This window comes from Streptomyces sp. NBC_00289, from assembly GCF_041435115.1.
Classification (GTDB): domain Bacteria; phylum Actinomycetota; class Actinomycetes; order Streptomycetales; family Streptomycetaceae; genus Streptomyces.
In genome coordinates this window covers 3,968,248-3,993,475 of record NZ_CP108046.1, presented here as the reverse complement: position 1 = coordinate 3,993,475, position 25,228 = coordinate 3,968,248, and the positions used below count along the sequence as shown (strand labels likewise).

At 70.6% G+C, this 25,228-nt stretch carries 24 protein-coding genes; 17 read left to right on the top strand and 7 right to left on the bottom strand.

What is annotated here, in order from left to right:
* Positions 1 to 284 precede the first annotated feature (284 nt).
* Positions 285 to 1,952: a fumarate hydratase gene (locus tag OG985_RS18040; RefSeq protein WP_371669374.1), complete on the bottom strand. Its 1,668-nt coding sequence runs from the start codon at positions 1,950 to 1,952 to the stop codon at positions 285 to 287.
* Between the two features lie 183 nt (positions 1,953 to 2,135).
* Here OG985_RS18040 and OG985_RS18035 point away from each other — a divergent pair, with 183 nt between their 5' ends.
* Together OG985_RS18035 and OG985_RS18030 are read left to right on the top strand one after the other, a co-directional pair.
* Entirely contained in the window at positions 2,136 to 2,822 is a 687-nt protein-coding gene (locus OG985_RS18035) for a DUF1707 domain-containing protein (RefSeq protein WP_371669373.1), read from the top strand.
* A 195-nt stretch (positions 2,823 to 3,017) separates the two neighbouring features.
* Positions 3,018 to 3,395: a WhiB family transcriptional regulator gene (locus OG985_RS18030; protein WP_371669372.1), complete on the top strand. Its 378-nt coding sequence runs from the start codon at positions 3,018 to 3,020 to the stop codon at positions 3,393 to 3,395.
* Positions 3,396 to 3,489: 94 nt separating this feature from the next.
* On the opposite strand, the gene glpX is transcribed toward OG985_RS18030, so the two are convergent.
* Positions 3,490 to 4,524 carry a class II fructose-bisphosphatase gene (gene glpX, locus OG985_RS18025; RefSeq protein ID WP_371669371.1) on the bottom strand — a complete coding sequence of 345 codons (1,035 nt, stop codon included), beginning with the start codon at positions 4,522 to 4,524 and terminating at the stop codon, positions 3,490 to 3,492.
* A 125-nt stretch (positions 4,525 to 4,649) separates the two neighbouring features.
* On the opposite strand from glpX, the gene OG985_RS18020 reads away from it, so the two are divergent.
* On the top strand, positions 4,650 to 5,171 hold the full coding sequence (locus OG985_RS18020) for a DUF4245 domain-containing protein (RefSeq protein WP_371669370.1): 522 nt from the start codon (positions 4,650 to 4,652) through the stop codon (positions 5,169 to 5,171).
* Positions 5,172 to 5,258: 87 nt separating this feature from the next.
* Here OG985_RS18020 and OG985_RS18015 read toward each other — a convergent pair whose 3' ends face one another.
* The 3 genes from OG985_RS18015 to xseA all read right to left on the bottom strand — a co-directional run bounded on the left by OG985_RS18015 (position 5,259) and on the right by xseA (position 7,519).
* Positions 5,259 to 5,849, bottom strand: a complete 591-nt coding sequence (locus tag OG985_RS18015) for a malonic semialdehyde reductase (RefSeq protein WP_371669369.1) — start codon at positions 5,847 to 5,849, stop codon at positions 5,259 to 5,261.
* Between the two features lie 203 nt (positions 5,850 to 6,052).
* A complete protein-coding gene (locus OG985_RS18010; protein WP_371669368.1) occupies positions 6,053 to 6,301 on the bottom strand; it encodes an exodeoxyribonuclease VII small subunit in 249 nt (82 codons plus the stop codon).
* 9 nt (positions 6,302 to 6,310) lie between these two features.
* Complete coding sequence (gene xseA / locus OG985_RS18005) at positions 6,311 to 7,519, bottom strand: exodeoxyribonuclease VII large subunit (RefSeq protein WP_371669367.1); 1,209 nt, start codon at positions 7,517 to 7,519, stop codon at positions 6,311 to 6,313.
* 133 nt (positions 7,520 to 7,652) lie between these two features.
* Between xseA and OG985_RS18000 the strand changes: the two genes are divergently transcribed.
* Both OG985_RS18000 and ppgK read left to right on the top strand, forming a co-directional pair.
* Positions 7,653 to 8,687 (top strand): 4-hydroxy-3-methylbut-2-enyl diphosphate reductase, encoded by a 1,035-nt coding sequence (locus tag OG985_RS18000; protein WP_371669366.1) that lies wholly within the window; start codon positions 7,653 to 7,655, stop codon positions 8,685 to 8,687.
* A 29-nt stretch (positions 8,688 to 8,716) separates the two neighbouring features.
* Positions 8,717 to 9,463 carry a polyphosphate--glucose phosphotransferase gene (gene ppgK / locus OG985_RS17995; protein WP_371669365.1) on the top strand — a complete coding sequence of 249 codons (747 nt, stop codon included), beginning with the start codon at positions 8,717 to 8,719 and terminating at the stop codon, positions 9,461 to 9,463.
* Between the two features lie 149 nt (positions 9,464 to 9,612).
* Here the strand turns inward: ppgK and OG985_RS17990 are convergent, their stop codons facing one another.
* Positions 9,613 to 10,137, bottom strand: coding sequence for a DUF6542 domain-containing protein (locus OG985_RS17990; protein ID WP_371669364.1), 525 nt, complete (start codon positions 10,135 to 10,137; stop codon positions 9,613 to 9,615).
* Between the two features lie 175 nt (positions 10,138 to 10,312).
* Between OG985_RS17990 and ychF the strand changes: the two genes are divergently transcribed.
* From ychF to OG985_RS17975, 3 genes are all read left to right on the top strand, one after another.
* Positions 10,313 to 11,401, top strand: coding sequence for a redox-regulated ATPase YchF (gene ychF / locus OG985_RS17985; protein WP_371669363.1), 1,089 nt, complete (start codon positions 10,313 to 10,315; stop codon positions 11,399 to 11,401).
* A gap of 326 nt (positions 11,402 to 11,727) precedes the next feature.
* On the top strand, positions 11,728 to 12,012 hold the full coding sequence (locus OG985_RS17980) for a hypothetical protein (RefSeq protein ID WP_093721254.1): 285 nt from the start codon (positions 11,728 to 11,730) through the stop codon (positions 12,010 to 12,012).
* Positions 11,994 to 12,407 carry a DNA-binding protein gene (locus OG985_RS17975; RefSeq protein WP_371669362.1) on the top strand — a complete coding sequence of 138 codons (414 nt, stop codon included), beginning with the start codon at positions 11,994 to 11,996 and terminating at the stop codon, positions 12,405 to 12,407. Before OG985_RS17980 ends, OG985_RS17975 begins: the two co-directional genes overlap by 19 nt.
* 174 nt (positions 12,408 to 12,581) lie before the next feature.
* On the opposite strand, the gene OG985_RS17970 is transcribed toward OG985_RS17975, so the two are convergent.
* Positions 12,582 to 15,869 carry a BTAD domain-containing putative transcriptional regulator gene (locus OG985_RS17970; protein WP_371669361.1) on the bottom strand — a complete coding sequence of 1,096 codons (3,288 nt, stop codon included), beginning with the start codon at positions 15,867 to 15,869 and terminating at the stop codon, positions 12,582 to 12,584.
* 373 nt (positions 15,870 to 16,242) lie between these two features.
* Here OG985_RS17970 and OG985_RS17965 point away from each other — a divergent pair, with 373 nt between their 5' ends.
* The 9 genes from OG985_RS17965 to OG985_RS17925 all read left to right on the top strand — a co-directional run bounded on the left by OG985_RS17965 (position 16,243) and on the right by OG985_RS17925 (position 25,026).
* Entirely contained in the window at positions 16,243 to 16,416 is a 174-nt protein-coding gene (locus tag OG985_RS17965) for a hypothetical protein (RefSeq protein ID WP_371669360.1), read from the top strand.
* A 73-nt stretch (positions 16,417 to 16,489) separates the two neighbouring features.
* The gene (locus tag OG985_RS17960) at positions 16,490 to 17,398 is read left to right on the top strand and encodes a LysR family transcriptional regulator (RefSeq protein ID WP_371669359.1); all 909 of its coding nucleotides are present in this window, start codon (positions 16,490 to 16,492) and stop codon (positions 17,396 to 17,398) included.
* 268 nt (positions 17,399 to 17,666) lie between these two features.
* A complete protein-coding gene (locus OG985_RS17955; RefSeq protein ID WP_371669358.1) occupies positions 17,667 to 18,197 on the top strand; it encodes a cobalamin B12-binding domain-containing protein in 531 nt (176 codons plus the stop codon).
* Positions 18,194 to 19,558: a methylaspartate mutase gene (locus OG985_RS17950; protein ID WP_371669357.1), complete on the top strand. Its 1,365-nt coding sequence runs from the start codon at positions 18,194 to 18,196 to the stop codon at positions 19,556 to 19,558. The genes OG985_RS17955 and OG985_RS17950 overlap by 4 nt, the downstream gene beginning before the upstream one ends.
* A complete protein-coding gene (locus OG985_RS17945) occupies positions 19,555 to 20,553 on the top strand; it encodes an amino acid ABC transporter substrate-binding protein (RefSeq protein WP_371669356.1) in 999 nt (332 codons plus the stop codon). Before OG985_RS17950 ends, OG985_RS17945 begins: the two co-directional genes overlap by 4 nt.
* Before the next feature lie 128 nt (positions 20,554 to 20,681).
* Positions 20,682 to 21,740, top strand: coding sequence for a DMT family transporter (locus OG985_RS17940; RefSeq protein ID WP_371669355.1), 1,059 nt, complete (start codon positions 20,682 to 20,684; stop codon positions 21,738 to 21,740).
* Positions 21,737 to 22,816: an aspartate-semialdehyde dehydrogenase gene (locus OG985_RS17935; RefSeq protein WP_371669354.1), complete on the top strand. Its 1,080-nt coding sequence runs from the start codon at positions 21,737 to 21,739 to the stop codon at positions 22,814 to 22,816. Before OG985_RS17940 ends, OG985_RS17935 begins: the two co-directional genes overlap by 4 nt.
* On the top strand, positions 22,813 to 23,919 hold the full coding sequence (locus OG985_RS17930; protein WP_371669353.1) for an aspartate kinase: 1,107 nt from the start codon (positions 22,813 to 22,815) through the stop codon (positions 23,917 to 23,919). The genes OG985_RS17935 and OG985_RS17930 overlap by 4 nt, the downstream gene beginning before the upstream one ends.
* A gap of 6 nt (positions 23,920 to 23,925) precedes the next feature.
* A complete protein-coding gene (locus OG985_RS17925) occupies positions 23,926 to 25,026 on the top strand; it encodes a TauD/TfdA family dioxygenase (RefSeq protein WP_371669352.1) in 1,101 nt (366 codons plus the stop codon).
* Positions 25,027 to 25,228: the final 202 nt, after the last annotated feature.

Sequence of the window (25,228 nt, the reverse complement as noted above, 5' to 3'; positions counted from 1 at the left end):
CGGACGGCACCGACACCTGTGACCCAGGTCTCAGCGCGGCCGTGCAGCAGACGCGGCGGCGTTCACGTCGAGGAGGGGTGACAGGAAGGGAGGAGCGTGTGGAGACGGACTTTCAGGCGTCAAGGGCTGCAAGCCGAACTCGGTGCTCGGCGTCTCCCCGCACGCCCCGGCGATCGTCCACAAGGGCGACACGGTCAACTTCACCGTCTGCGCCGGCTGACCAGGCCCTGAGCTGATACGACGTCCGCCCCTGCGTCAATCAGGGGCGGGCGCCCGTCACAGCATCACACCAGACCCGGCCCCCGCACCGGAATCGACGTGAACGTCGGCGCGGGCGCCGGGTCCTGGAAGAAGTCGTTGCCCTTGTCGTCGACGACGACGAACGCCGGGAAGTCCTCGACCTCGATCTTCCAGACGGCCTCCATGCCGAGTTCCTCGTACTCGACGACCTCGACCTTCTTGATGCAGTCCTGGGCGAGCCGGGCGGCCGGGCCGCCGATGGAGCCGAGGTAGAAACCACCGTGGGCGTCGCAGGCGGCGGTGACCTGCTTGCTGCGGTTGCCCTTGGCCAGCATCACCTTGGAGCCGCCGGCGGCCTGGAACTGCTCGACGTAGCTGTCCATACGGCCGGCCGTCGTCGGGCCGAAGGAACCGGACGCGTAGCCCTCGGGCGTCTTCGCCGGGCCCGCGTAGTACACCGGGTGGTCCTTCAGGTACTGCGGCATCTCCTCGCCCGCGTCCAGGCGTTCCTTGATCTTGGCGTGCGCGATGTCACGGGCCACCACCAGCGGGCCGGTCAGCGACAGCCGGGTCTTGACCGGGTACTTCGTCAGCTCGGCGAGGATGTCGTCCATCGGCTGGTTCAGGTCGATCCGGACGACGTCGCCGTCCTGCTCCAGGTGCTCGTCCGTGGTCTCCGGCAGGAAGCGCGCGGGGTCCGTCTCCAGCTGCTCCAGGAAGACGCCCTCGGCGGTGATCTTCGCGAGCGCCTGGCGGTCCGCGGAACAGGACACGGCGATGGCGACCGGGCAGGACGCCCCGTGCCGGGGGAGCCGGACGACCCGGACGTCGTGGCAGAAGTACTTGCCGCCGAACTGCGCCCCGATCCCGATCCTCTGCGTCAGCTCGAAGACCTTCTCCTCCAGCTCCTTGTCCCGGAAGCCGTGGCCGAGTTCGGAGCCCTCGGCCGGGATCTCGTCCAGGTAGTGCGCGGAGGCGTACTTCGCGGTCTTCAGCGCGTACTCGGCGGACGTACCGCCGACCACGATCGCCAGGTGGTACGGCGGGCAGGCGGCCGTGCCCAGCGAACGGATCTTCTCCTCCAGGAACTTCATCATGGAGGCCTCGTTCAGGACGGCCTTCGTCTCCTGGTAGAGGAACGACTTGTTGGCCGAGCCGCCGCCCTTGGCCATGAACAGGAACTTGTAGGCGCCGCCGTCCGTGGCGTACAGCTCGATCTGCGCCGGCAGGTTCGAGCCGGTGTTCTTCTCGTCCCACATGGTGAGCGGGGCCATCTGCGAGTAGCGCAGGTTGAGGTTGAGGTACGCGTCGTAGACGCCGCGGCTCAGGGCCGCCTCGTCGCCGCCCTCGGTGAGTACGTGCTGCCCGCGCTTGCCCATGACGATGGCGGTGCCGGTGTCCTGGCACATGGGCAGCACGCCGGCGGCCGCGATGTTCGCGTTCTTCAGCAGGTCGAGGGCCACGAACTTGTCGTTGCCCGACGCCTCGGGGTCGTCGATGATGCGGCGCAGCTGGGCCAGGTGGGCCGGGCGCAGGTAGTGCTGGATGTCGTGGACGGCCTCTTCGGCCAGCTTGCGCAGGGCCTCCGGCTCCACCTTGAGGAACGTCCGCCCGTCGGCCTCGAAGGTGGAGACACCCTCGGCGGTCACCAGCCGGTAGGGGGTGGTGTCCTCTCCCATGGGAAGCAGATCGGTGTACGCGAACTCAGGCATCGGTGCCCATTCCTCACTCGACGGGTGCTACGGCCGGCCCGGCGTGGGCAGCGCCCACCAGCGTAGAACCTGCCGCCGACAGGGAGCCTGTGAGGTAAGGCTCAGTTCGCGTGCTCCGCGTTGTCCACACCGGTCGTCCACACCCCCTAGTCGCGATCTATCGCGTTTGGGTACGCTGCTGTCGTGGACCTTCAGAAGCAGCCCGCGCCCGCCGTCTCCGACCTCCGCGCCTCGGACGCCGACCGCGACCGCATCGCGGACATCCTCCGCGAGGCCCTCGCCGAGGGCCGCCTCGACGCCGAGGAGCACGCCGAGCGCGTGGAGGGGGTGCTGAACGCGAAGACGGTGGGTGAACTCGACGTCTTCATACGGGACTTGCCGGCCGCCCACCAGCACCGGACCACGCCCACCTACACCGGGGCCCCCAACCGCCCGGTCACCGACTCCCTGCCCCGCGACCCCGACGACAACGTGGTGGCCGTCTTCAGCACCGCCGTCCGCAAGGGCCGCTGGCGTGCCGGCCGCCGCATCCACGCGTACTCGGTCTTCGGCAGCATCGAGATCGACCTCAGCGAGGCGCTCTTCGAGTACCAGCAGGTCGTGATCAAGGCGATCTCGGTCTTCGGCAACATCGAGATCCGCGTCCCGGAGAACGTGTCGCTGCGCGGCACGGGCGGCGGTGTCCTCGGCAACTTCGAGGTCGACACGCTGGACGCGGACGACCCCGCGGCCCCTGTCGTCTACGTGGACGGCTGGGCGGTGCTGGGCAACATCGAGGGCAGGCCCAAGCGCGGCAAGCTCGTGGGGGACATCCTCGACCGGGTGCAGCGCAAGGTCGACAGGGGTTTGCGCAAGCACCTGGATCATTGACGGTTGTGAACACGGCGTCCCCGCACGGCGATTGGTCCACCGGCGGACGCGGCTCACGGCTGCCCGGCGGTCCGGTCGCGGCATCCCGGGGTGCCCTGGCGGCGGCGGTTGGGAACTCAGTGCATAGGCACGCGCACAGCGGGTAGGCCTTGCTGCATCGTCGCTCGCTCGCGAAGCCGTCGTCAGGAGTAGACCGTGCTGCAACCGCCGCATTCGTCCGTGCAGGTAGCTGCCGTTCCGGCCCAGCGGGTGCCAGTGCGTGACAGGGACCAAGACGCACCGTGGCACACCGAGGCGGTGTGCCGCCGCGACGAGGCCGGCCTGTTCTTCGCACCCTCCAAGGAACCCACCGCCGCCCGGCTCTCCCGGGAAGAGGCGGCCAAGCGCGTCTGTGCGCGCTGCCCGGTCATGGTCGAGTGCCGCGAGCACGCGCTCCTGCAACCGGAGCCGTACGGCGTGTGGGGCGGTCTGACCGCCGCCGAGCGCCGCGTGGTGCTGGCCCGGCGCCGTCGCCGGGACCTCGAACTGAAGAAATCGGCCCACGGGACGGACCGCATAGCGGCGGTGGGCTGAGCGGGCCCGGGACGGACGAGAAGGAAAAGGGCGCTCCCTCCGCACAGGGAACGCCCCTCCTTCGCGAACGCCGAGCGGCACTGCCGCCGTGCGGCTACTTGGCCCGGTCGAAGTCGATCGCGCTGTAGGCACGCAGCTTGCTGAGCCGGTGTTCGGAGTCGATCCGCCGCACGGTGCCGGACTTCGACCGCATCACGATCGAGTCGGTCGTCGCGGTCTCGGACCGGTACCGCACGCCCCGCAGCAGCTCGCCGTCCGTGATGCCGGTGGCGACGAAGAAGACGTTCTCCCCGGAGACCAGGTCGTCCGTGGTCAGCACCCGGTCGAGGTCGTGCCCGGCGGCGATGGCGCGCTGCCGCTCCTCGTCGTCCTTGGGCCAGAGCTTGCCCTGGATGGTGCCGCCCAGGCACTTCACGGCGCAGGCCGAGATGATGCCCTCGGGCGTGCCGCCGATGCCGAGCAGCAGGTCGATGCCGGTGCCCTCGCGCAGCGCCAGGATCGAGCCCGCCACGTCGCCGTCGGAGATCAGCTTGATGCGGGCGCCGGTCTCCCGGATCTCCTTGATGATGCCCTCGTGCCGCGGCCGGTCCAGGACGACGACGGTGACGTCCTCGGGCGTGACCCGCTTGGCCTTGGCGACTCTGCGGATGTTCACGGCCACGGGCGCGTTGATGTCGACGAAGTCGGCAGCCTCCGGCCCGGTGACCAGCTTGTCCATGTAGAACACGGCGGACGGGTCGAACATCGACCCGCGGTCGGCGGCGGCCAGCACCGCGATCGCGTTGGTCATGCCCTTGGCGGTCAGCGTGGTGCCGTCGATCGGGTCGACGGCGATGTCGCACTCGGGCCCGGTCCCGTCGCCGACGCGCTCCCCGTTGAAGAGCATCGGGGCCTCGTCCTTCTCGCCCTCCCCGATGACGACGACGCCGTTCATCGAGACGGTGGAGACGAGGGTCCGCATGGCGCGCACCGCGGCGCCGTCGGCGCCGTTCTTGTCGCCGCGCCCGACCCAGCGGCCCGCGGCCATCGCCGCGGCTTCGGTCACCCGGACGAGCTCCAGGGCGAGGTTTCGGTCAGGGGCCTCGGAGGGAACTTCGAGTTCGGACGGCAGATGATGATGCTCGGTCATCGGAGCGCACCTTTCTGATACGACGACGGCCGGATGAGGGTGTGCCCCGACTCTATCGTCAGGTAGACAAAATGAGCAGGGGGCCCCACGGATGAGCGGACCGGGGCACCTGCGACGATAGGGACGTGGCAGGTTCGAACGGCAAGCAGAAGACGGTCCGGGACATGATCCTCTCCCTGGCCCTGATCGGGATCGCGGCAGCGGTCATCTACGTCTTCATCCCGCATGACGACTCCGCTCCCGACCTCAAGCGGGTCGACTACCGCGTCGAACTGCTGACGGCGCGCCGGGCCGCGTCCTACCCGGTGGCCGCGCCGGAGGGCCTGTCCCAGAGCTGGAAGGCGACCTCGGTCCGCTTTCGGGGCGACGACTCCGACGCATGGCATCTGGGCTTCGACGCCCCCGGTGGTGAGTACGTGCAGATCGAGCAGTCGACTCAGAAGCCGGCGGCCTTCATCGACGAGGCCAGCCAGGGCTCGACGGCCACCGAAACCACCCAGCGGATCGACGGCCGTACGTGGACGCGCTACTCCGGCGGCCGCTACGACGCCCTCGTGCTCTCCGACAAGAGCGCCACGACGGTCGTGGCCGGCACCGGATCGTTCGCCCAGCTGACCGAGATGGCCCAGGCACTGAAGACGACCTGATCCCCAGGACACGAAGAAGCCCCCGGCCAGGAGCCGGGGGCTTCTTTCGTCGATCGCCCGGACGGGGGTCGCTCGGACGCCGATCGCTCAGACGGTGGTGACGACCTGGTCGAAGTCCAGGCGCGGGGAGCGCGGGTACCAGGCGTCCGGGCCCGGACGGCCGATGTTGACCACCATCAGCGGGGTGTGGTCGTCGTCGAGGAACTCCTTGCGGACGCCCTCGAAGTCGACACCGGTCATCGGGCCGGCGGCCAGGCCGGCGGCGCGGACGCCGATGATGAAGTACGCGGCCTGGAGGGCGGCGTTCAGCGTGGCGGCACTCTCACGGACCGGGCGCTCGGTGAAGAAGGCGTCCTTGGCCTGCGGGAAGGCCGGGAACAGGTGCGGCAGTTCCTCGTGGAACTCGTTGTCCGCGGAGAGGATCGCGACCAGCGGGGCGGTGGCGGTCTTGGGCCGGTTGCCCTCGGCCATGTGCTGGACCAGGCGCTCGCGGGCCTCGGCGGAGCGGACCAGGGTGATGCGCAGCGGGCTCTGGTTGAAGGCGGTCGGGCCGAACTTGACCAGGTCGTAGATCGCCTGCACCTGCTCCTCGGTCACCGGCTCGTCGGTGAACGTGTTCGCGGTGCGGGCCTCGCGGAACAGCAGGTCCTGGGCGGCGGGGTCAAGAGCGAGAGACATCGTGAACCTTTTCGGGGGGTGTGTCGGATCCGTACGGACCGGTTGACGGCTCCGACAGTACGTCAATGAAGTTCAACGTTCAACAAAAACGGGAGGGTGGTGATCCGCTTCACAACGCCGTCCGCCACACGGGCCTCTCGCCGGGGAAGCCTTCCCTTCGCCGACCGCGGAGCCGCGGCCGCGCGGCCCCGGCCGGCCGCCCCCTACTCGGAGTCCCCGGCCCCCGCCGCTTCCTCCTCCTCGGCCAGCGCCGCGTCCAGCCGCGCTCGCGCCCCGTCCAGCCACCGCCGGCACACCTTCGCCAGCTCCTCGCCCCGCTCCCAGAGCGCCAGCGACTCCTCCAGCGTCGTACCGCCGGCCTCCAGCCGCCGTACGACCTCGATCAGCTCGTCCCGCGCCTGCTCGTACCCGAGGGCCTCGCTCACCGCGGTCCCGTCCACCTTGCTGGTCATACGCCCACCCTATGCATCGACTCGTACGGAGAACTCGCCCTCGGCGACCCGCGCGCGCAGCGTCTCGTCCGCCGTGACCTCGCCGGGGTCACGGACCGCGTGGCCGTCGGCCCGCTGGAGCACCGCGTAGCCCCGCTTCAGGGTCGCCGCGGGGGAAAGGGCCACCACGCGAGCCCGGGTGTGCGCCAGCTCCGAGTCGGCGCGGTCCAGCAGATGACCGAGGGTGCGACGGCCGCGGTCGAGGAGGGACACCACATGGTCGGCCCGCTCGTCGATCATCCGGTGCGGATCCTGCATCGCCGGCCGGCCCAGCGCATGGGCGAGGCCCCGCTCCTCCCGCTCGACGAGCGCCTCAGCGCAGCGCCGCGCACGGTTTCGCAGCAGCCGGACACGCTCGTACTCCTCGCCGACATCCGGTACGACCTTCTTCGCGGCGTCCGTGGGCGTCGAGGCCCGCAGGTCGGCCACGTGGTCGAGCAGCGGGTTGTCCGGCTCGTGCCCGATCGCGGAGACCACGGGCGTACGGCAGGCCGCGACCGCCCGGACCAGCTGCTCGTCGGAGAACGGCAGCAGGTCCTCCACGCTTCCGCCCCCGCGCGCGACGATGATCACGTCCACCTCGTCGAGCGCGTCGAGTTCCTTGACGGCCTGGACGACCTGCGGCACCGCGTGCACGCCCTGCACGGGAACGTTGCGCACCTCGAAGCGGACGGCGGGCCAGCGGTGGCGGGCGTTCTCCAGCACGTCACGCTCCGCGGCGGAGGCCCGGCCGCAGACCAGCCCGACGAGCTGGGGCAAAAACGGCAGGGCCTTCTTCCGCTCGGGCGAGAACAGCCCCTCCGCGGCGAGCGACTTCTTCAACTGCTCCAGCCGCGCGAGCAGTTCCCCCACCCCGACCGGCTTTATCTCCGTGGCCCGCAGGGACAGCTGCCCGCGCGGGGCATACCACTCGGGCTTCGCCAGTACGACGACCCGCGCACCCTCGCTGACCACGTCGGCGACCGCGTCGAAGACCTGCCGATAGCAGGTCACGCTCACCGAGATGTCGTACGACGGGTCGCGCAGCGTCAGGAACACCACGCCCGCGCCCGGCCGCCGCGACAACTGGGTGATCTGCCCCTCGACCCACACCGCGCCGAGCCGGTCGATCCACCCTCCGATGAGCCGCGACACCTCACCGACGGGCAGGGCGGATTCGGGGGACGTGTTGACAGCCATGCGCCCGAGCGTAGTGGCAGGGTGTGACATCCCCGAGGCACCGACCGACGGGACGGGGCGGAGGGGGCGGCGGAGGCGAGACCCGCACCCCGCTCCCCGGTGTGATCTTCGGTCCCCCGGACGCGGCCTTACGATGGTTGCCATGACTGCTTCGCCTGGCCGCCGTGTCCTGCTCGCCGCCCCCCGGGGCTACTGCGCGGGCGTGGACCGCGCCGTGATCGCCGTCGAGAAAGCCCTGGAGCAGTACGGGGCTCCCGTCTACGTCCGGCACGAGATCGTCCACAACAAGTACGTCGTGCAGACCCTGGAGAAGAAGGGCGCCGTCTTCGTCGAACGGACCGAGGAGGTCCCGCCGGGGAACATCGTCATGTTCTCCGCGCACGGCGTCGCCCCCGTCGTGCACGAAGAGGCCGAGCGGGGCCGGCTCGCCACCATCGACGCGACCTGCCCGCTGGTCACCAAGGTCCACAAGGAAGCCGTCCGCTTCGCCGGCGAGGACTACGACATCCTCCTGATCGGACACGAGGGCCACGAGGAGGTCATCGGCACCTCCGGCGAGGCCCCGGACCACATCACGCTGGTCGACGGCCCCGAGGACGTGGCGAAGGTCGAGGTCCGCGACCCGTCCCGGGTCGTCTGGCTCTCGCAGACCACCCTCTCGGTCGACGAGACCATGGAGACGGTCGACGCCCTCAAGGAGAAGTTCCCACAGCTGATCTCGCCGCCCAGCGACGACATCTGCTACGCCACCCAGAACCGCCAGCTGGCGGTGAAGCAGATGGGTGCCGAGGCCGAGCTGGTGATCGTGGTCGGCTCCCGCAACTCCTCCAACTCCAAGCGGCTCGTCGAGGTCGCCAAGCTCGCCGGCTCGCGCGAGGCGTACCTCGTGGACTTCGCCGACGAGATCGAGGAGGCCTGGCTGGAGGGCGTGTCCACGGTGGGCGTGACCTCGGGCGCCTCGGTCCCCGAACTCCTCGTCGAGCAGGTCCTGGAGTGGCTGTCGCAGCGCGGGTTCGAGGACGTGGAGATCGTCAAGGCGGCCGAGGAGTCGATCACCTTCTCGCTGCCCAAGGAACTGCGGCGGGACCTGCGCGAGGAGGCGGCGGCCCTGGTCGCGGAGCGTGGCGGATCCGGCACCGCGCGGGACGTAGGGGACCTCCCCGGATGACTGTCCGTCGTCCGTCGTAACGTAGAGCCATGCAGATCTTCGGCGTGGACATCGGTGGATCCGGGATCAAGGGCGCCCCGGTGGACCTGGACAGGGGCGATCTCGCGGAGGAGCGCTGCAAAGTGCTCACTCCGCACCCGGCCACACCCGACGGCGTGGCCGACGGCGTGCGGCAGGTCGTCGAGCACTTCGGCTGGACCGGGCCGGTCGGGCTCACGTTCCCGGGCGTGGTCACCGGCGGAGCCACGATCCGTACGGCGGCCAATGTCGACAAGAGCTGGATCGACACCGACGCGGGCGCGTTGTTCCGCGACCGCCTGGGCGGCCTCCCGGTGACGGTCGTCAACGACGCGGACGCGGCCGGTGTCGCCGAGATGAACTTCGGCGCGGGCCGGGGCCGCCGCGGCACGGTGATCCTGCTCACCTTCGGCACCGGCATCGGCAGCGCCCTGTTCATCGACGGCACGCTCGTCCCCAACACCGAGCTGGGCCACCTCGAACTGCACGGCCACGACGCGGAGAAGCGCGCCTCCAGCAAGGCCAAGGACGACGCCGAACTGACGTGGGAGCACTGGGCCCACCGCGTCCAGAAGTACCTCGCCCATGTGGAGATGCTGTTCTCGCCCGAGCTGTTCATCATCGGCGGCGGCGTCAGCCGTAAGTCCGAGAAGTTCCTGCACTTCATCGAGGGCATCAAGGCGGAGATCGTCCCGGCGCAGCTGCAGAACAACGCCGGGATCGTCGGAGCGGCCATGCACGCGGCGCACGAGCACTAGTGCCGCAACAGGCAACGTTCGCCCCGTCGCGCGAACGTTGCCTGCCGCGGCACTGGTGCCGCGTCAACCAGGGTTCGCCCCGTCGCGGGCGAACCCTGGCCGACGGCACCAGGGCCTTCGGGCCGGGTGACCGGGAGGAGGCGCGGGGGTCACGCGGGCGGACGGCCGCGTGGGGAGCGGCGGTTCGCGAGCTGCGCCCTGCGCACCACCGCGACGACCCCGGCGACGAGCGTCCCGCCGTACAGCCATCCGGCCTGGGTGGCGAGCGCCGTGAAGAGCCCCACCAGCCGTCCCGTGAGCCCCCCGGCGCTGTCGGCCACGGGAAGCAGCCCCAGCGCGAAGGCGAGCGGCACGACGACCGGTGCCGTCAGCAGATCACCCTTGCGCAGCCACAGGGCGGTCACCGCGCACACCGGCAGGAACAGCACCCCGTACACGGTCGGCGACGCCCCGAACAGTGCCGCGTCGAGGCAGCCGATCACGAACATCAGCGCCCCGCAGAAGAGACCACCGCCCAGCCCGGTCAGCCGGGGGTTCGGCAGCCGCCGTACCGTCCCGGCCGGTGCGGGAGAGGGCCGTCGGGCGGCCGCCGGGCGGCGCTGCGCCTGCGGGGGCAGCGGCGGGGTGCCGCGCGGCGGCCGGTCCTGCGGGGGTCGCGTCCTGTGTTGCTCCACTGGTCCAACCTAGGTCGGTTTATGTGCGGAATCGCTCTCCGGACACGCCGTGCGACGGAGCTTGGCCATGCGTTCGACGGGTCGCCCGGGCGGGGCCGGGCACGCCGTAGACTGGTGGATCGCCCCTGGCGCCCAGTTCGCCCACGCCAGCCCTCTCACTCCGGGAAGTCGTAACGTGTCGCTCACGATCGGAATCGTCGGTCTGCCGAATGTCGGCAAGTCGACCCTGTTCAACGCCCTGACCAAGAACGACGTGCTGGCGGCCAACTACCCGTTCGCCACGATCGAGCCGAACGTCGGCGTCGTGGGCGTCCCGGACGAGCGCCTCACCAAGTTGGCCGAGATCTTCGGTTCCCAGCGGATCCTCCCCGCCACCGTCGACTTCGTCGACATCGCGGGCATCGTGCGCGGCGCCAGCGAGGGTGAGGGCCTCGGCAACAAGTTCCTCGCCAACATCCGCGAGTCCGACGCGATCTGCCAGGTCATCCGCGCCTTCAAGGACGAGAACGTCGTCCACGTCGACGGCAAGGTCTCGCCCAAGGACGACATCGAGACGATCAACACCGAGCTGATCCTCGCCGACCTCCAGACCATCGAGAAGGTCCTCCCGCGCCTCCAGAAGGAGTCCCGGATCAAGAAGGACATCGGGCCGAAGGTGAAGGCCGTCGAGGAGGCCAAGGAGATCCTGGAGAAGGGCGACACGCTCTACACGCACGGCATCCTCCAGGGCAGCGAGCGCGCCGAGCTCCTCCACGATCTGCACCTGCTGACCACGAAGCCCTTCCTGTACGTCTTCAACGTCGACGAGGACGAGCTGACCGACGACACCTTCAAGGACGAGCAGCGCGCCCTGGTCGCCCCCGCCGAGGCGATCTTCCTGAACGCCAAGCTGGAGTCGGAGCTCGTCGAACTCGACGAGGAGGACGCGATGGAACTCCTCCAGTCGGTCGGCGTCGAGGAGCCGGGCCTGGCCACCCTCGCCCACGTCGGCTTCGACACCCTCGGCCTGCAGACCTACCTGACGGCCGGCCCCAAGGAGTCCCGCGCCTGGACCATCAGGAAGGGCGCCACCGCCCCCGAGGCCGCCGGTGTCATCCACACCGACTTCCAGAAGGGCTTCATCAAGGCCGAGGTCATCTCCTTCGCCGACCTGGTCGAGACGGGCTCGGTCGCCGAGGCCCGCGCCAAGGGCAAGGCCCGCATGGAGGGCAAGGACTACGTGATGCAGGACGGCGACGTCGTGGAGTTCAGGTTCAACGTCTAGCGGGTGACGTATCACCACTTCGTCGATCTGGCAAACATGCAGGTCAGAGAGGGTCCGACTCTTCGGGGTCGGGCCCTCAGTTTTTCCCGTGCTGGGATGGTGCTGGGATAGCTGACCCCTCGTCATCTGTCGTCACCCCTGCTCATCCCTTCCGTGCTGGGATCGTGCTGGGAGGGGATGAGAACGCCCGTGCTGGGGTTCGGGCAGCGATCTCCCGATGCGACAGGCGGGCGGGTGGGGCTCCATTCCACGACTTCTTCACGACTCCGGGGCCCGTCCAGATTCGATCCGTGGCGCTTTTCCTACTCGTTTGACACACTCGACGTATGGGTGAGACGACGTACAGCATCGGGGAAGGCCCGGCGACGCGGGTGAGCCTGTCGCTGCCGGAGGGGACCGCGGAGGCAATCCGGGCGCGGGTGGGCAAGCGGGAGTTCTCCGCGTTCATCGCTGAGGCGGTCGAGCGTGAGCTGCGTGGGCAGGTCCTGGACGAGTACTTGGCGGACTACGAGAGCCGCAAGGGGCCGGTTTCCGAGCCGGCTCGCCAGCGGGCGCGGCAGGTCTTCGACGAGGTGTTCGCCGAGGAGGCAGAGTGGCCCGCCGCAGGTTGAGTCACGAGGGGACGCTGGTCCTCGACAGCGAGGGACTCTCGAAACTGCTCGCCGACGACGAGCAGGTGGTGGCTTTGATCGCTGAGGCGCGCTCGCGCGGCATGGAGGTCGTGATCAGTGCGCTCGCCATCATCGAAGCCGTCCACGCTCGTACGAACAAGTCCCGCCTGAACTGGGTGCTTTCCGGGCTGCGGGTCGTCCCAGTCGGCGACGAGGAGGCGAGGGCGGCCTCGAAGTTGCTGATGAATGCCGGGTTGCACGGACACAAGTACGCGATCGATGCGGCCTTCGCCGAGGCCGCGCTGCGACAGCACCGCCCCGTGGTCATACTGACGTCCGATATTGACGACATGGCCAAGCTGTGCGGCGAGAGGGTCCGGCTCGTGGCGGTGTGATTTCTCCTGGTCCCCTTTCTGCCTTTCGACGGTTGGTCAGTGAGTGGCGGTGGAGGTACCGGAATTTGGCGGATGACCGGTTTCGGTAACCGGCGATCCGCCGAGAGTGGTGGTCGACCGGCCCCACCGCTGCGTGGAGCGCACCCGCGTGGACGAGCGCGCCCCGTATGTGTGTCAGGCGATTCCCTGGGGTGTCTCGGCCGGTGCCGTGGCCGACGACCGCGCCTGGTGCGGGAACGGGGGAGGCGTCCGCGGCGGTGTCGGGCTCGGATACGGCGGTGTGCCCATGAAGGTGAAGAGGGCGGCCGCGGCCGTGCGGTGGGTGGCGGCCTCGGCCGGGTCGCCCAGGGCTTCGGCGGCCGCGGCCATGCCGGTGAGGGCGCGGGCCTGTTCGGCGCGGTAGCAGATCGCCGAGGCCAGTTTGTCGGCATGGGTGTGCAGGGCGAGGGCCTGGTCGTACTCGCCGCGGCGCAGGTGGAGCCGGCCGACGAGGTTCTCGACCTTGGCCTGGCGGGTGGGGCTGTCGCTCGCGTCGGCCAGGCGGAGGGCGAGTTCGGCCCTGGCCTCGACCTCGGCGCACCGGCCGAGGCACTGGTCGACGTCGGCGGAGAGCGCGAGGACCAGGGCGAAGTCGCCGGGCGGGCTGAAGTCGTCGCAGCGGTCGCGAGCGCGTTCCAGGCAGTCGTGGGCGTCCTCGAACTCGCCGAGGCCGACGTGGGCGAAGGCCAGGTCGGTGAGGGCCATGACTTCGTTGTCGCGGTCGTCGACGGTGTGGTGGATCGCCAGGGCCTGGCGGGCGGCCTCGGCGGCCTCCTCGTATCTGCCCTGCTGTTCGTGCAGGGTGCTGAGGTTGGTGAGGGTCTGGGCCTCGGCCTGGGGGATGCCCAGTTCGCGTTCCAGCGCGATGGCGCGTTCCAGGTGGGACACGGCCTCGGCGTGCTGGCCGAGCACGGTCAGGAGCAGACCGATGGTGGACTCGCTGTGGGCCTCGGTCTGCTTGTCGCCCAGACGCCGGGCGATGTCGCGGCCCTCGCCGACGACCTCGATGCCCTCGTCGAAGTGACCGAGTTTCCAGCAGGCGACGCCGAGGTTGGAGAGGCTGACGCCGAGCAGGGCGAGGTCCTCGATGCGGCGGGCGGCGGCGACCGCGATCTGGCTGAGATCCCGGAAGTCCTCGAACCGTCCACGCGCGTTGAGCTGGAAGACGATGTTCCGGGTGAGCGCGACGGTGTGGCGGTCGAGGCCGTGGCGGTCGGCCAGGGTGACGGCGAAGAGCAGGCTGCTGTGCTCGCGGTCGAACCACTGGGCGGCGCGTTCCGGGTCCGGGAGGGGAGGCAGGGCGCGGAGTAAAGGGGGGATGCCGGTGGCGCTGCGTTTGCGGCCGGGGAAGAGGAGTTGGCAGGCCTCCTCGGAGGCGGCCAGGTAGTAGTCGAGGAGGCGTTCGACGGCCTCGGAGTCGTCGAGTTCGGTGGCCGGTCCGCGCTGGCTCTGGGCGAAGTTCCGTACCAGGTCGTGGAATCGGTAGAGACCCATGTCCGGCTGCTGGAGGAGATGGACGTCCAGGAGGCGCTCGAGTATGGCCTCGGAGCCGTGCGGGTCCCGGCCGAGGAGGGCGGCCGTGGAATGGGCGTCGAAGTCGGAGCCGGGGTGCAGGCTCAGCATCCGGAAGGCGGCGCGGTGTTCCTCGTCCATCGCCTGGTACGACAGGCGCAGGGTGGCGGCGACGCTGCGTTCGCCGACGCTGAGTTCCTCCAGCCGGCGGGTCTCGTCGTTCAGGCGGTCGGCGAGGTACCGGACGGTCCACCGGGGCCGGTTGCGCAGACGCGCGGCGACGATGCGCAGGGCGAGGGGGAGCCGGCCGCAGAGTTCGACCAGTTCGGCCGTCGCCTCCGGTTCCGCGGCGACGCGGGCGGTGCCGAGCATTTCGGTGAGGAGCTGTTCGCCGTCCTCATGGGGCATGGGGCCGATGGAGATCCATTCGGCGCCGTCGAGGTCGAACAGGCGGGACCGGCTCGTGACCATGACCAGGCACCCGTCGGCGGGCGGGAGGAGGGGGATGATCTGGGCGGCGTCGTGCGCGTTGTCGAGGAGGAGCAGTACGCGGCGGTCGGCGAGGGTGGACCGCCAGAGCGCGGCGCGGCCCTCGGCGTCGTCGGGTATGCGATCGGCGGGTGTGCCGACCGCGCGCAGCAGGCTGTCGAGAGCGGATGCCGGGGTGACGGAGCGCTCGCCGGGGGTGAATCCGTGCAGGTCTATGTGGAGTTGGCCGTCGGGGAACAGGTGGGCGACCTGCCGGGCGGCGCGCACGGCGAGAGAGGTCTTGCCGCTGCCGCCCATGCCGTCGATGGCGACCATCGTGGTGCGTTGCGGGTGCGTGTCCGCCGCGTGGGGACGCGCCGCGCCCGCCGCATGTCCCGATACGACAGCAGAATCGTTCTTGCGGTGGATGCAGGCAAGCAGGGCGGCGAGGTCCTCGCGGCGGCCCGTGAAGTCGGACAGATCGTAGGGGAGGGTGCAGGGAGCGGGCGGCGCGGTGGCGGCCGAGGCGGCGGGCGGTGAGGCCGGCGAGGGCGAGCCGGCACCGGGGGGCGGATCCGGCGCGAACGCGGGTGCCGGTGCGGGCTCGGGGAGTCGGGCGGGCTCGGGCCGCGGGGCCGGGGCCACCGGGGGCACGGGCCGCTCGGGGGCCGCGAGTTCGGGAGCCTCGCGCAGGATGCCCTCGTAGAGGCGGGTCAGTGTGCGGCCCGGGTCTATGCCGAGTTCCTCGGCGAGGAGTTCGCGGACCTTGCCGTACTCCTCCAGCGCCTCGGCCTGGCGGCCGCTGCGGTACAGGGCGAGCATCAGATGGCCGCGCAGGGTCTCGCGCAGCGGGTGCTGCGAGATCAGGTGGCGGAGGTCCGCGATGAGGTCGGCGGCCTCCCCGAGGCCCAGGCGGAGTTCCAGGAGCTGCTCGGCGGCGGCGAGGTGCCGCTCGCTGAGCGCGGTCGCGGCGGCCTCGATCACCGGGCCGTCCATGCCGGACAGCACGGTGTCGCGCCAGAGGGCGAGGGCGTGGCGCAGCGCGGCGACGGCGTCGGCGGCGCGCCCCTCGGCGACGGCACGGCTCGCGGTGGCGGTGTGTCCGGTGAACTCGAGGAGGTCGAGCCCGGTGGCGTCGACCGAAACGCGGTATCCGGGGCCCTCGGTGAGGATCAGCCCGTGCCCGCCGGGAACGCGCCGGCGCAGGTGGGCGACGGCCTTGCGGACCTGGTGCGCGGCGGTCGGCGGGGACGCGTCGCTCCAGACGGCCTGAACAAGGCGGCTGACCGGTACAAGTCTGTTCGGTTCCAGCAACAGCGTGGCCAGCACGCGTTCCTGCACCGCACCGCCGAGATGAAGCCTGGCGGACCCGGACCAACCCTCCAGTGGGCCAAGGACGTTGAAGCGTATCGCCTGCGGCCGCTTGCCTTCCTCGTTCTCCACATGCCCCCCTTGCCGGTCTCTGCGGTCGTCGGACCGCGTCACCGGCTCATGCCGGACCCCTGTCGGCAGCTGAACACCCTTGCGAGATCATAGGCGGTCGTCCGTGGGCTGGCACCCTCAGTTCCCGGGCAGGGACAGAGAGTTTCGGGCATGTCGGAACGGGGGCCAGGCGGGCCTGAGGAGTCTGGAAAGCCGGGAACCGCTTCCCGGAGTCGGGGGCGTGGCGACGCCGAGCCCCCGGAATACCTCGTTCCCGTGCCGGCGGGAACGGCGGTAACGGGGGCGGTATCGAGAGGGGACCGGTTCGGGAAGGGGCGACTCGAGTATCGGTGCAGCCGAGCGAGAACCTCACCGACTCAAGGGGGAGCACAGAATGCGGAGCAAGCCGAGCGGGTTCAAGGAAATCACCGGGTTCATCGCCGCCGCGGCCCTGACCCTGGGGCTGGGTCTGGGACTGGCGGCGGAGACGTCGGTGACCGCTGACGGGAGCACCCCCCACACCGTGACCGTCGCGGACAACCAGGGACCGACCGTGGTCACACCGTGAAGCCGCGGCCGGGCCGTACGTGGGTGAGTCGCCTTCGCCGGTCATCCTCCACCGAACCAGCCTTGGAGTCACCTTGGACATCCGTCAGCTGACGACCTTCCACAAGGTCGCCACACTCCTCAGCTTCACTCGTGCCGCCACCGAGCTCAAGTACGCGCAGTCCAGCGTGACAGCGCAGATCAAGGGGCTGGAGGCATCGCTCGGGGTCGAGCTCTTCGAGCGGCTCACGGGTAAGATCCAGCTCACCCCGGCCGGCCAGCGACTGCTGCCCTACGCCGAGCAGATGATGTCACTCGCCGGCGAGGCCCGCGGTGTCGCGCTCGGCGAGGGAGACCCCTCGGGCGTCCTCACCATCGGCACCATGGAGAGCGTCACCTCCTACCGGATGCCGCCGGTGCTGGAGCTCTTCCTCCACCGCTACCCGCTGGTGCACCTGGTGCTGCGGCCCAGTCTCTGCGCCGAGACCCTGCACTCGCTGCGCCAGGGCACCTTCGACATGGGCTTCCTCATGGAGGCCGAGACCCGGCACTCGGGTGTGGAGAGCGAGGTGCTGGGGCGGGAGCCGCTGGTCCTGGTGGCCTCGCCCGGTCATCCGCTGGCCGGCGAGGAGAAGGTCACCCTGGAGCAGCTGCGCGAGGTGCAGGTACTGGCCCCGGAGGCCGGCTGCGCCTACCGGGAGCTGTTCGAGGCCGAGCTGAACGACGGGACGGGCGAGCCGGTGCCGTTCCTGGAGTTCGGCAACATCGAGTCCATCAAGCGGGGCCTCACGGTCGGGCTGGGCGTGAGCCTGCTGCCCACCATGACCGTGGCCGACGACATCGCCGCGGGTTCGCTCAGCGAGCTGGCCTGGGACCCGCCGTTCGAGGTGTTCACCCAGCTCGCCTGGCGGCGCGGTCGGCGCCTCAGTCGTGAGATGCGGCTGTTCATCGACCGGACGGTGGAGTGCATGGCCGGGGAGTACGCCACGACGGCCGACAGCTGACCGGACGCGGTGCCGCCGACGGGACGCGGTACCGCCCGCCGGCCGCTTCGAGCCGGACCTCGACCGAGCCCGGTGCGAACCGCCCGCGCTCCGCCCGTGCCGGACGCGACCGAACCCGGGGACGACCGATCCCGGCCCGGCGCGGAACCGTTGATCGGACCCGGTGATTCCCGGCATCGCGTATTCCGGGGGATCTTCTCTGGACGTCCTTGCACACACCCGGACATGATTTTCGCAGTCCGCTGGTCATGCTACGGAGGGGAAATACGTGTCGAGCAACACTGTGCGTAGGGGCCGGAAGTTCGTTGTGTCGAGTGTCTCCTCCGATGCGCATATGTGGAACCTGGTGTTTCTTCAGCTATTACTCGAGGAACACGGCGGAGAAGTGCGCAATCTGGGCGCCTGCGTGCCCGACGAGCTCATCATCGAGGAGTGCCGTGCCGAGCGCCCCGACGTCCTGGTCATCAGTACGGTCAACGGACACGGGCACCTCGACGGCCTTCGGCTGATCCGGAAGATCCGTCAGGAACCCGACCTCGAGGGAATACGCGTCGTCATCGGCGGGAAGCTCGGTGTCCGCGGCGCGGAGAACATCGCCTTCGTCCGGGAACTCGTCGAGGGCGGATTCGACGCGGTATTCGAGTCCGAAGGCGGACTCCAGGATTTCCAGGAATTCCTTGCCGGACTTCAGCCGGCCGCCCGGCCCGCGCTGTCCGGCGTCGGCGGGCACACCGGCGTGGCCGCGGCAGCCGGGGCCTCCGGCATCGCCGAACTCTCCTCGATGGGCGCGGCCGCGTGAACGCCGTCACCGCGCCCGGACGGCATGTCGGCACCGGCCCGGTGTCGGCGGGGGAGCGAACGGCCGTGCCGGGTCAGATCGTCGCTCCCGGCCCGAGCCGCAGCCGTTTCTCCGCGTTCGTGCGGAAGTCCGCCGACGCCGGCCGGCTCGTCGTGCAGCCGCGCATGGGGTTCGCCGAACTCCCCGTCATGCGTGAGGGGTTGCGCGGTGTCCGGGCAGCCCGGGCCACCGCCGTCGGCACCATCACCCTGGACAGCTACACCCGGGTCAACGACCACGACTCCGCACGTGACGCGCTGCGTACCGGCGCCGAACTCAACGGCTTCCCGCTGGTCGCCCACGGCCCGCAGGCCACCCGCACGATGCTGGGAGGGCTGGCCGGAGCGGACTTCCCGGTCCAGGTCAGACACGGGTCCGCGCTTCCGTACCCGCTGTTCCGGGCGATGGTGGAGGCGGGGATCGACGCCACCGAGGGAGGCCCCGTCTCGTACTGCCTCCCCTACAGCAGGGTGCCGCTCGCCGAGGCCACCGACGCCTGGTCGCGCTGCTGCGACCTGCTCGCCGCGCAGGACGAGCAGATGCATCTGGAGAGCTTCGGCGGCTGCATGCTCGGCCAGTTGTGCCCGCCGAGCCTGCTGGTGGCCCTCAGCGTGCTGGAGGCGCTGTTCTTCCGGGAGCACGGCCTCACCAGCATCTCCCTGAGCTATGCCCAGCAGACCAACCAGGCGCAGGACCTGGAGGCGCTGGCCGCGATGCGCCGGCTGGCGGGCGAGCGCCTGGGGGCCAGCGACTGGCACGTCGTCCTCTACACCTACATGGGTGTCTATCCGCGCACCCCGATGGGCTCCTTCCGGATCCTGGAGGACAGCGCACGTCTCGCGGTGCGGAGCGGGAGCGAGCGGCTCATCGTGAAGACCCCGGCCGAGGCGTTCCGGATCCCGACCGTCGCCGAGAACGTCGACGCCCTGGAGTTCGCCGCGGCCATCGCCGACGACACCGCCGAGCACCCGGAGCGGGTGGAGGCCACCTCGACAGGTCTGTACGAGGAGGCCCGGATGCTGGTGGACAGCACCCTGGAGCTCGCCCCGACGGTGGGCGCCGCGCTGGTGCGGGCCTTCGCCCGCGGACACCTCGACGTGCCGTTCTGCCTGCACCAGGACAACGCCAACGTCTCCCGCGCGTACGTCGACCCGCACGGTCTGCTGCGGTGGGCGCGGCCCGGCGCGATGCCCCTGCAACCGGACGGCGCCGAGTCCGCCCGGCCGCTCTCCGCACAGGGCCTGATCAACATGCTCGCCTACAACGAACGGCGCTTCGACCGCGAACAACTCGTCCGAGTCCGTCAGTGGAGCCTGTCATGAGTACCGCGACCGAGGTCAATTCCGTTGCCCCCAGGGCTGTTTCGGCTCCGTCCACGGCCCCGACCCTCGCCGGGGTCCGTGCCCGCGGCGCGCTGCGGGCCGCCGTCAGCCGGGGCATCGTCGGACTGTCGCAGTGCGGCGAGGGCGGGCGCTGGTCGGGTCTCGACACCGATGTGGCGCGGGCCGTGGCGGCCGCGGTGCTCGGGGATCCGGAGGCGGTCGAGTGGCTGCCGTCCGACCCGGCGGAGCGACTGGACCGGCTGGTGGCCCGCGAGGCCGAACTGACGGTCTGCAACCTGACCTGGACACTGGGCCGCGAGGCGGGCTGGCCGGTGCTGTTCGCCGGGGTGACCTGCTACGACGGCGAGGGCTTCATGGTCCGCGCGGACAGCGGGATCGAGGATCCGGCGCAGCTCGCCGGGGCCCGGCTGGCCGTGCAGGCCGGCACCACCAGCGCCGCCAACCTGGCCGCCTGGTACGGGAAGAGGGGCCTGGCGCCGGTCGAGCCGGTGACCTTCGCGACGCCGGCCGAGACGCTGGCCGCGTACGCGAGCGACGCCTGCGTGGCGTACGTACTGGACCGGACGGCGCTGGCGGGCGAGCGGGCCGCGCTGCCGGACCCGTGGAACCACCGGGTGCTGGACGCGTCGATCTCCCGCGAACCGATGGGCGCCGCCGTCCGGGACGACGACGCGCACTGGTACCGGCTGTGCCGCTGGGTGCTGCAACTGCTGACCGCCGCCGAGCACCACGTCGACGAGGCGGGTCCCGGCCGCCGGGCCGAGGCACTCGACGAGGCCGCCCGGCTCGCCGGACCGCACGGTCCCGCGGTGGGCCTGGACGAGGAGTGGGCGGCGCGCGCTCTGGACGCCGTCGGCACCTACGCCGACATCTACGAACGAAACCTGGGTGGCACCTCCGGACTGGGCGTGCCGCGCGGACTCAACGAGCTGTGGACCCGGGGCGGCCTGCACTACGCCGTCCCCCTGCACTGACCGGCGGTCCGGCTCCCCGCCGACCCGTCCCGCGCCCACCCCGCGCGTCACCGTACGCACCGCCGAGGCCGCGCGCGCCACCCGGCGCGTCGCCACGTCTCCGTGAAGTCTCCGAGGAGGGACTGTCCATGAGTACAGAAACACGTTCGGCCAGCACCGAGCTGAAAGGAACAGTGGAACTGACGATCGCCATGGTGCTCTCGGGCACCCTCGGCGTGTTCGTCATCGAGTCCGGGGCCTCCCCGTTCAACGTCGTCTTCTTCCGCTGCGTCTTCGGGGCGATCGGGCTGGGCCTGTACTGCCTGGTGCGCGGCTTCTTCACCGAGCACAACTTCACCCCGAAGAAGCTGGGCCTGGCCGCGCTGGGCGGCGTGTTCATCGTCTTCAACTGGGTGCTCCTCTTCGAGTCGTACGAGTCGACCTCGATCTCCGTGGCGACCGTCGTCTACCACACGCAGCCGTTCTACGTGGTGCTGCTCGGGGTGCTGCTGTTCCGGGACAAGCTGACCACCGCCAAGTTCGGCTGGCTGGTCGTCGCCTTCGCCGGACTGATCCTGACCGCCGGGGTCTCGCTCTCCGACTTCCGCGACGGCGGCCACTCGGCGTATCTGATCGGGCTCGGCCAGGCCCTGCTCGCGGCCGTCTTCTACGCCCTGGCCACCGTCATCACCAAGCGGGTCACCGGGGTCAGGCCGCACCTGGTCGCGCTGGTGCAGGTGGTGCTGGGCATTCCGCTGCTGCTGCCCTTCGCCTCCTTCGGCGACATGAACGGCCTGGGCGCGGACTGGGGCTGGCTGGTCGGCCTCGGCCTGATCCACACCTGCCTGATGTACGTCCTGATGTACTCCTCGTACCAGAAGCTGCCCACCCCGAAGATCGCCGTCCTCGCCTTCATCTACCCGGCGGTCGCGATGCTCTGCGACTGGGCCGTGTACGGGCACAGGTTCAGCCTGCTCCAGGCGCTCGGCATCCCGCTGATCGTCGCCGCCAGCCTCGGCGTCAACCTCGGCTGGCGCCTGGGACCGCGCCGCTCCTCGGCGACCGAGCCCCCCGCGGCTGCCGCCGGTGCGAAGCGCGAGGCGACGCCCCCCGCCGCGCCGGCCGACCTCGCGCAGGCAGACGTTCCCGAGCCCGCCCCGGCCGCCGCCGCACACGGCGCGAAGCTCACGATCGGAGAGTCCCGATGACCACCGCAACGGCCGCCGCCGAGTCCGCCCGCTCCGCCGAGGACGGCCCGTCCACCGCGCCCCGGGTGGCGATCGTCGGCGCGACCGGCGCCGTCGGCACCACCCTGATCGAGCTGATCGAGGAGCGCGGGCTGCGCTACCGCGAGCTGCACCTGATCGCCTCCGACCGCTCCGCGGGCCGCGTGCTCACCGTGGGCGGGAAGGAGTACGAGGTCCGGGCGATCCAGGACTTCGACTTCTCCCAGGCCGACGTGGCCTTCTTCTCCGCCGGTACGTCGGTGAGCGAGAAGTGGGTCCCGGTCGCCACCGCGGCCGGCACCCTGGTGATCGACAACACCATCGCCTTCCGGATGGACCCGGACTCCCCGCTGGTCGTGCCGCAGGTCAACGCGCACGAACTCGACCGGGCCCCGAAGAGCGGCGTGATCGCCAACCCCAACTGCTCCACCATCCCGCTCGTCCGGCTGCTGGGCGGCGTCGAGGACCGCTGGGGCATCCGGCACGTGGTGGTCAGCACCTACCAGGCCGCCTCGGGACTCGGCTACTCCGGCATGGACGAGCTGTACGAGTCCAGCAGGGCGGCCCTGGACGGCGCGGGCGCCGAGTTCGAGTCACGGAACTTCCATCCGTCGCTCGCCTTCAACGTCGTCCCGAAGATCGACCGCTTCCTGGACTCCGGTTTCACCCTGGAGGAGCAGAAGATGCTCCTGGAGTCCCGGAAGATACTCGACCTGCCGCACCTGGACGTCACCACGACCTGTGTACGGGTCCCGGTCGCCAACTGCCACTCCGAGGCCGTCTACATCGAGTGCCACGAGCCGGTCGACCACGCCGAGCTGATCGAGGTCCTCGCCGGTCTCCCCGAGGTCGTCGTCCACGACCGGGAGGACCCGAAGGAGTTCCCGACGCCGGCCACCGTGGGCAGCTCGGACCTCGTCCACGTCGGGCGGGTCCGGATCACGCAGAGCAACCCCCGCGCGTTCTGGCTGTGGCTGGTCGCCGACAACCTCCGCATCGGTGCCGCCCTCAACGCCGTGCAGATCGCCGAGGAACTGGTCGAACGGGGCACTCTGTGAGTACCCCTGCCGTACTGAAGTTCGGCGGCTCCAGCTTCCGCTCGCTCTCGTCGTACGGCTCGCTGGCCGAGGCGCTCGGCCGCCGGGTCGACGAGGACGGCACCAAGCTGGTGGTGGTGGTCAGCGGGCAGCCGGGCGAGACCGAGCAGTTCCGGGACCGGCTCAGCCGGGTCAATCCGCATCCGGAGGACGAGACGGTGGCCGGCCTGCTGACCCTGGCGGACACCGTCGGCGCACAGCTCCTGGCCACCGCCCTGCACCGGGCGGGCCGTACGGCCGCCGTGCTCGCCGGACACCAGCTCGGCCTGGTGACCGACTCGGCGTTCATGTGGGCGCGTCTCGAACACTCCGACCCGGAGCCGATCCGGGCCGCGCTGCGGGACAACGACGTGGTGGTGGTGCCCGGCGGCCAGGCGGCGGACTCCCAGGGGCGGCCGACCTGGCTGGGGAAGAACAGCTCGGACCTCTCGGCGGTGGCCCTGGCCGCCGCGCTCGGCGCCCCGCGCTGCGAGATCCACTCCGACGTGGACGGCATCTACAGCACCGACCCGCATCTGGTCAGCGGCACCCGGCTGCTGAAGGAGGTGTCGTACGACATCGCCGCGATGATGTCGCTCTATGGGGCGAAGGTGCTGCACCGGCGGTCCGTGCGGCTCGCGCAGAAGCACCGGGTGGAGATCGCCTGCCGGCTCAACAGGGCCCCGTTCCGTACGGGTTCGGTGATCGGCAAGCGCGGCGCCTCGGCCGCCGCGGTGGTGCTCAACCAGCGGTCCACGGCCCTGCGCTACGCCTCGGAACAGGACGCGGACCGTGCCTTCGCCGCCTTCCACGGCGCCAACATCGACACCGTCCGGCTCACCAGCGGGCCGCTCGTCGCGGTGATCGGCGGCTTCGTCGACCTGGAGGAGTTCCAGCGCCGGAAGGGCCTGACTCCCGGTGTCGTGGCGGGAGTTCCGGTCACGGCGCTGCGCGGCAGCAAGGCGGCCACCCATGTCGCCGCGGACGAGGACGACGCGTTGCTGCTGGCGCAACGGCTGCACGACACACTGCAGGACCCCGACGCCCGGTTCCCCGAATCGGAATCCCAACTGCTAGGAGTGTGACGAAAGATGAGCATCCTCGCTGACCGCCTTCCTCGCGTCGCCGACGCCGGCGACGACCCCCGCACGCGGGGCGAGGACCCGGCAGCCACCACCGGGGGGACGCCGGACTCCGTGCCGCAGACCTTCACCCGGATCGGGCTGTCCGACCAGGCCCGTGACGAACTGGGCGCCAAACTGGCCGAGCTGGGGGAACCCGGCGTCGACATCGACCGGTCGATGACCCGCTACCTGCAGATCTTCGCGGGACTCCCGGCCGAGACCCTGCAGCAGATCCTCGACTTCGGCCGGCACGTGGACACGGCGGGCGTCGCGCTGGTCGACAACCTGCCGGTGGACGAGCGACTGCCCGACACCCCCTCGGACGGCGGCCCGTGCCGGAACAAGCCGTCCTTCGTCGCCGAGGGGGTACTGCTCGGCCTGAGCGGGCTGATCGGCGAGCCGATGGGCGTGCTCACCGAGAAGGACGGACACCTCGTCCACGACGTGATCCCCGTCCACGGCGGAGCCAGGACCCAGACCAACGAGGGGTCCGAGGTCTTCCTCAACTTCCACAGCGACATCATGTACGACGCGATCGGCCGCTACGACATCGCCAACCCCGACTTCCTGGTCCTGAGTTGCCTGCGCGCGGACCACGAGGGCGCCGCCGCCACGCACTACGCCGACGCCCGGGACATCTCGGCGGCACTCGCCCCCGAGACCCTGGAGACGCTGCGCTCCCCGCTGTTCCGGCTCAACGCGCCCGGCAGCTACACCCGCCGGGTGGCGGGCGGCGCGGAGGTGCTCTCGGAGCCGGTGCCGTTGATCAGCGGCAGCGACGAGTACCCGGAGATCGCCATCTCCGCCAACGGCGTGCGACCGCTGACCAGCGGTGCGCGGGCCGCCCTCGACCGGCTCCAGGAGGTCTGCGGAGCGGTGGCGCACGGGGTCCGGCTTCGCCCGGGCCAGGCGTTGCTCATCAACAACCGCAAGGGAGTGCACGCCCGCACCACCTTCACCGCCCGCTACGACGGGCAGGACCGGTGGCTGCAGCGCACCTACGTCCGGCGCAGCCTGTGGAGCGTCCGCTACCGCGTGACGTCGGAGAACCGCCGCGTCCACTACTGACCGGGCGGCCGGCCGGTACCGATCCTTCCGCGCGAACTGGAGTGATGTGTCGTGTCATGCGGGGAGTCGCGAGAGGCACGAGAGTACGGGACGTGCCAGGGGAAACCCGGCGGCGCGGACAGCGCGCCACACAGCGGGCGCGGGGAGGGGCCGGACCCCGGCCTTTCCCCCCTGGCGGCCCTGATCGGCCAGGACGAGACCT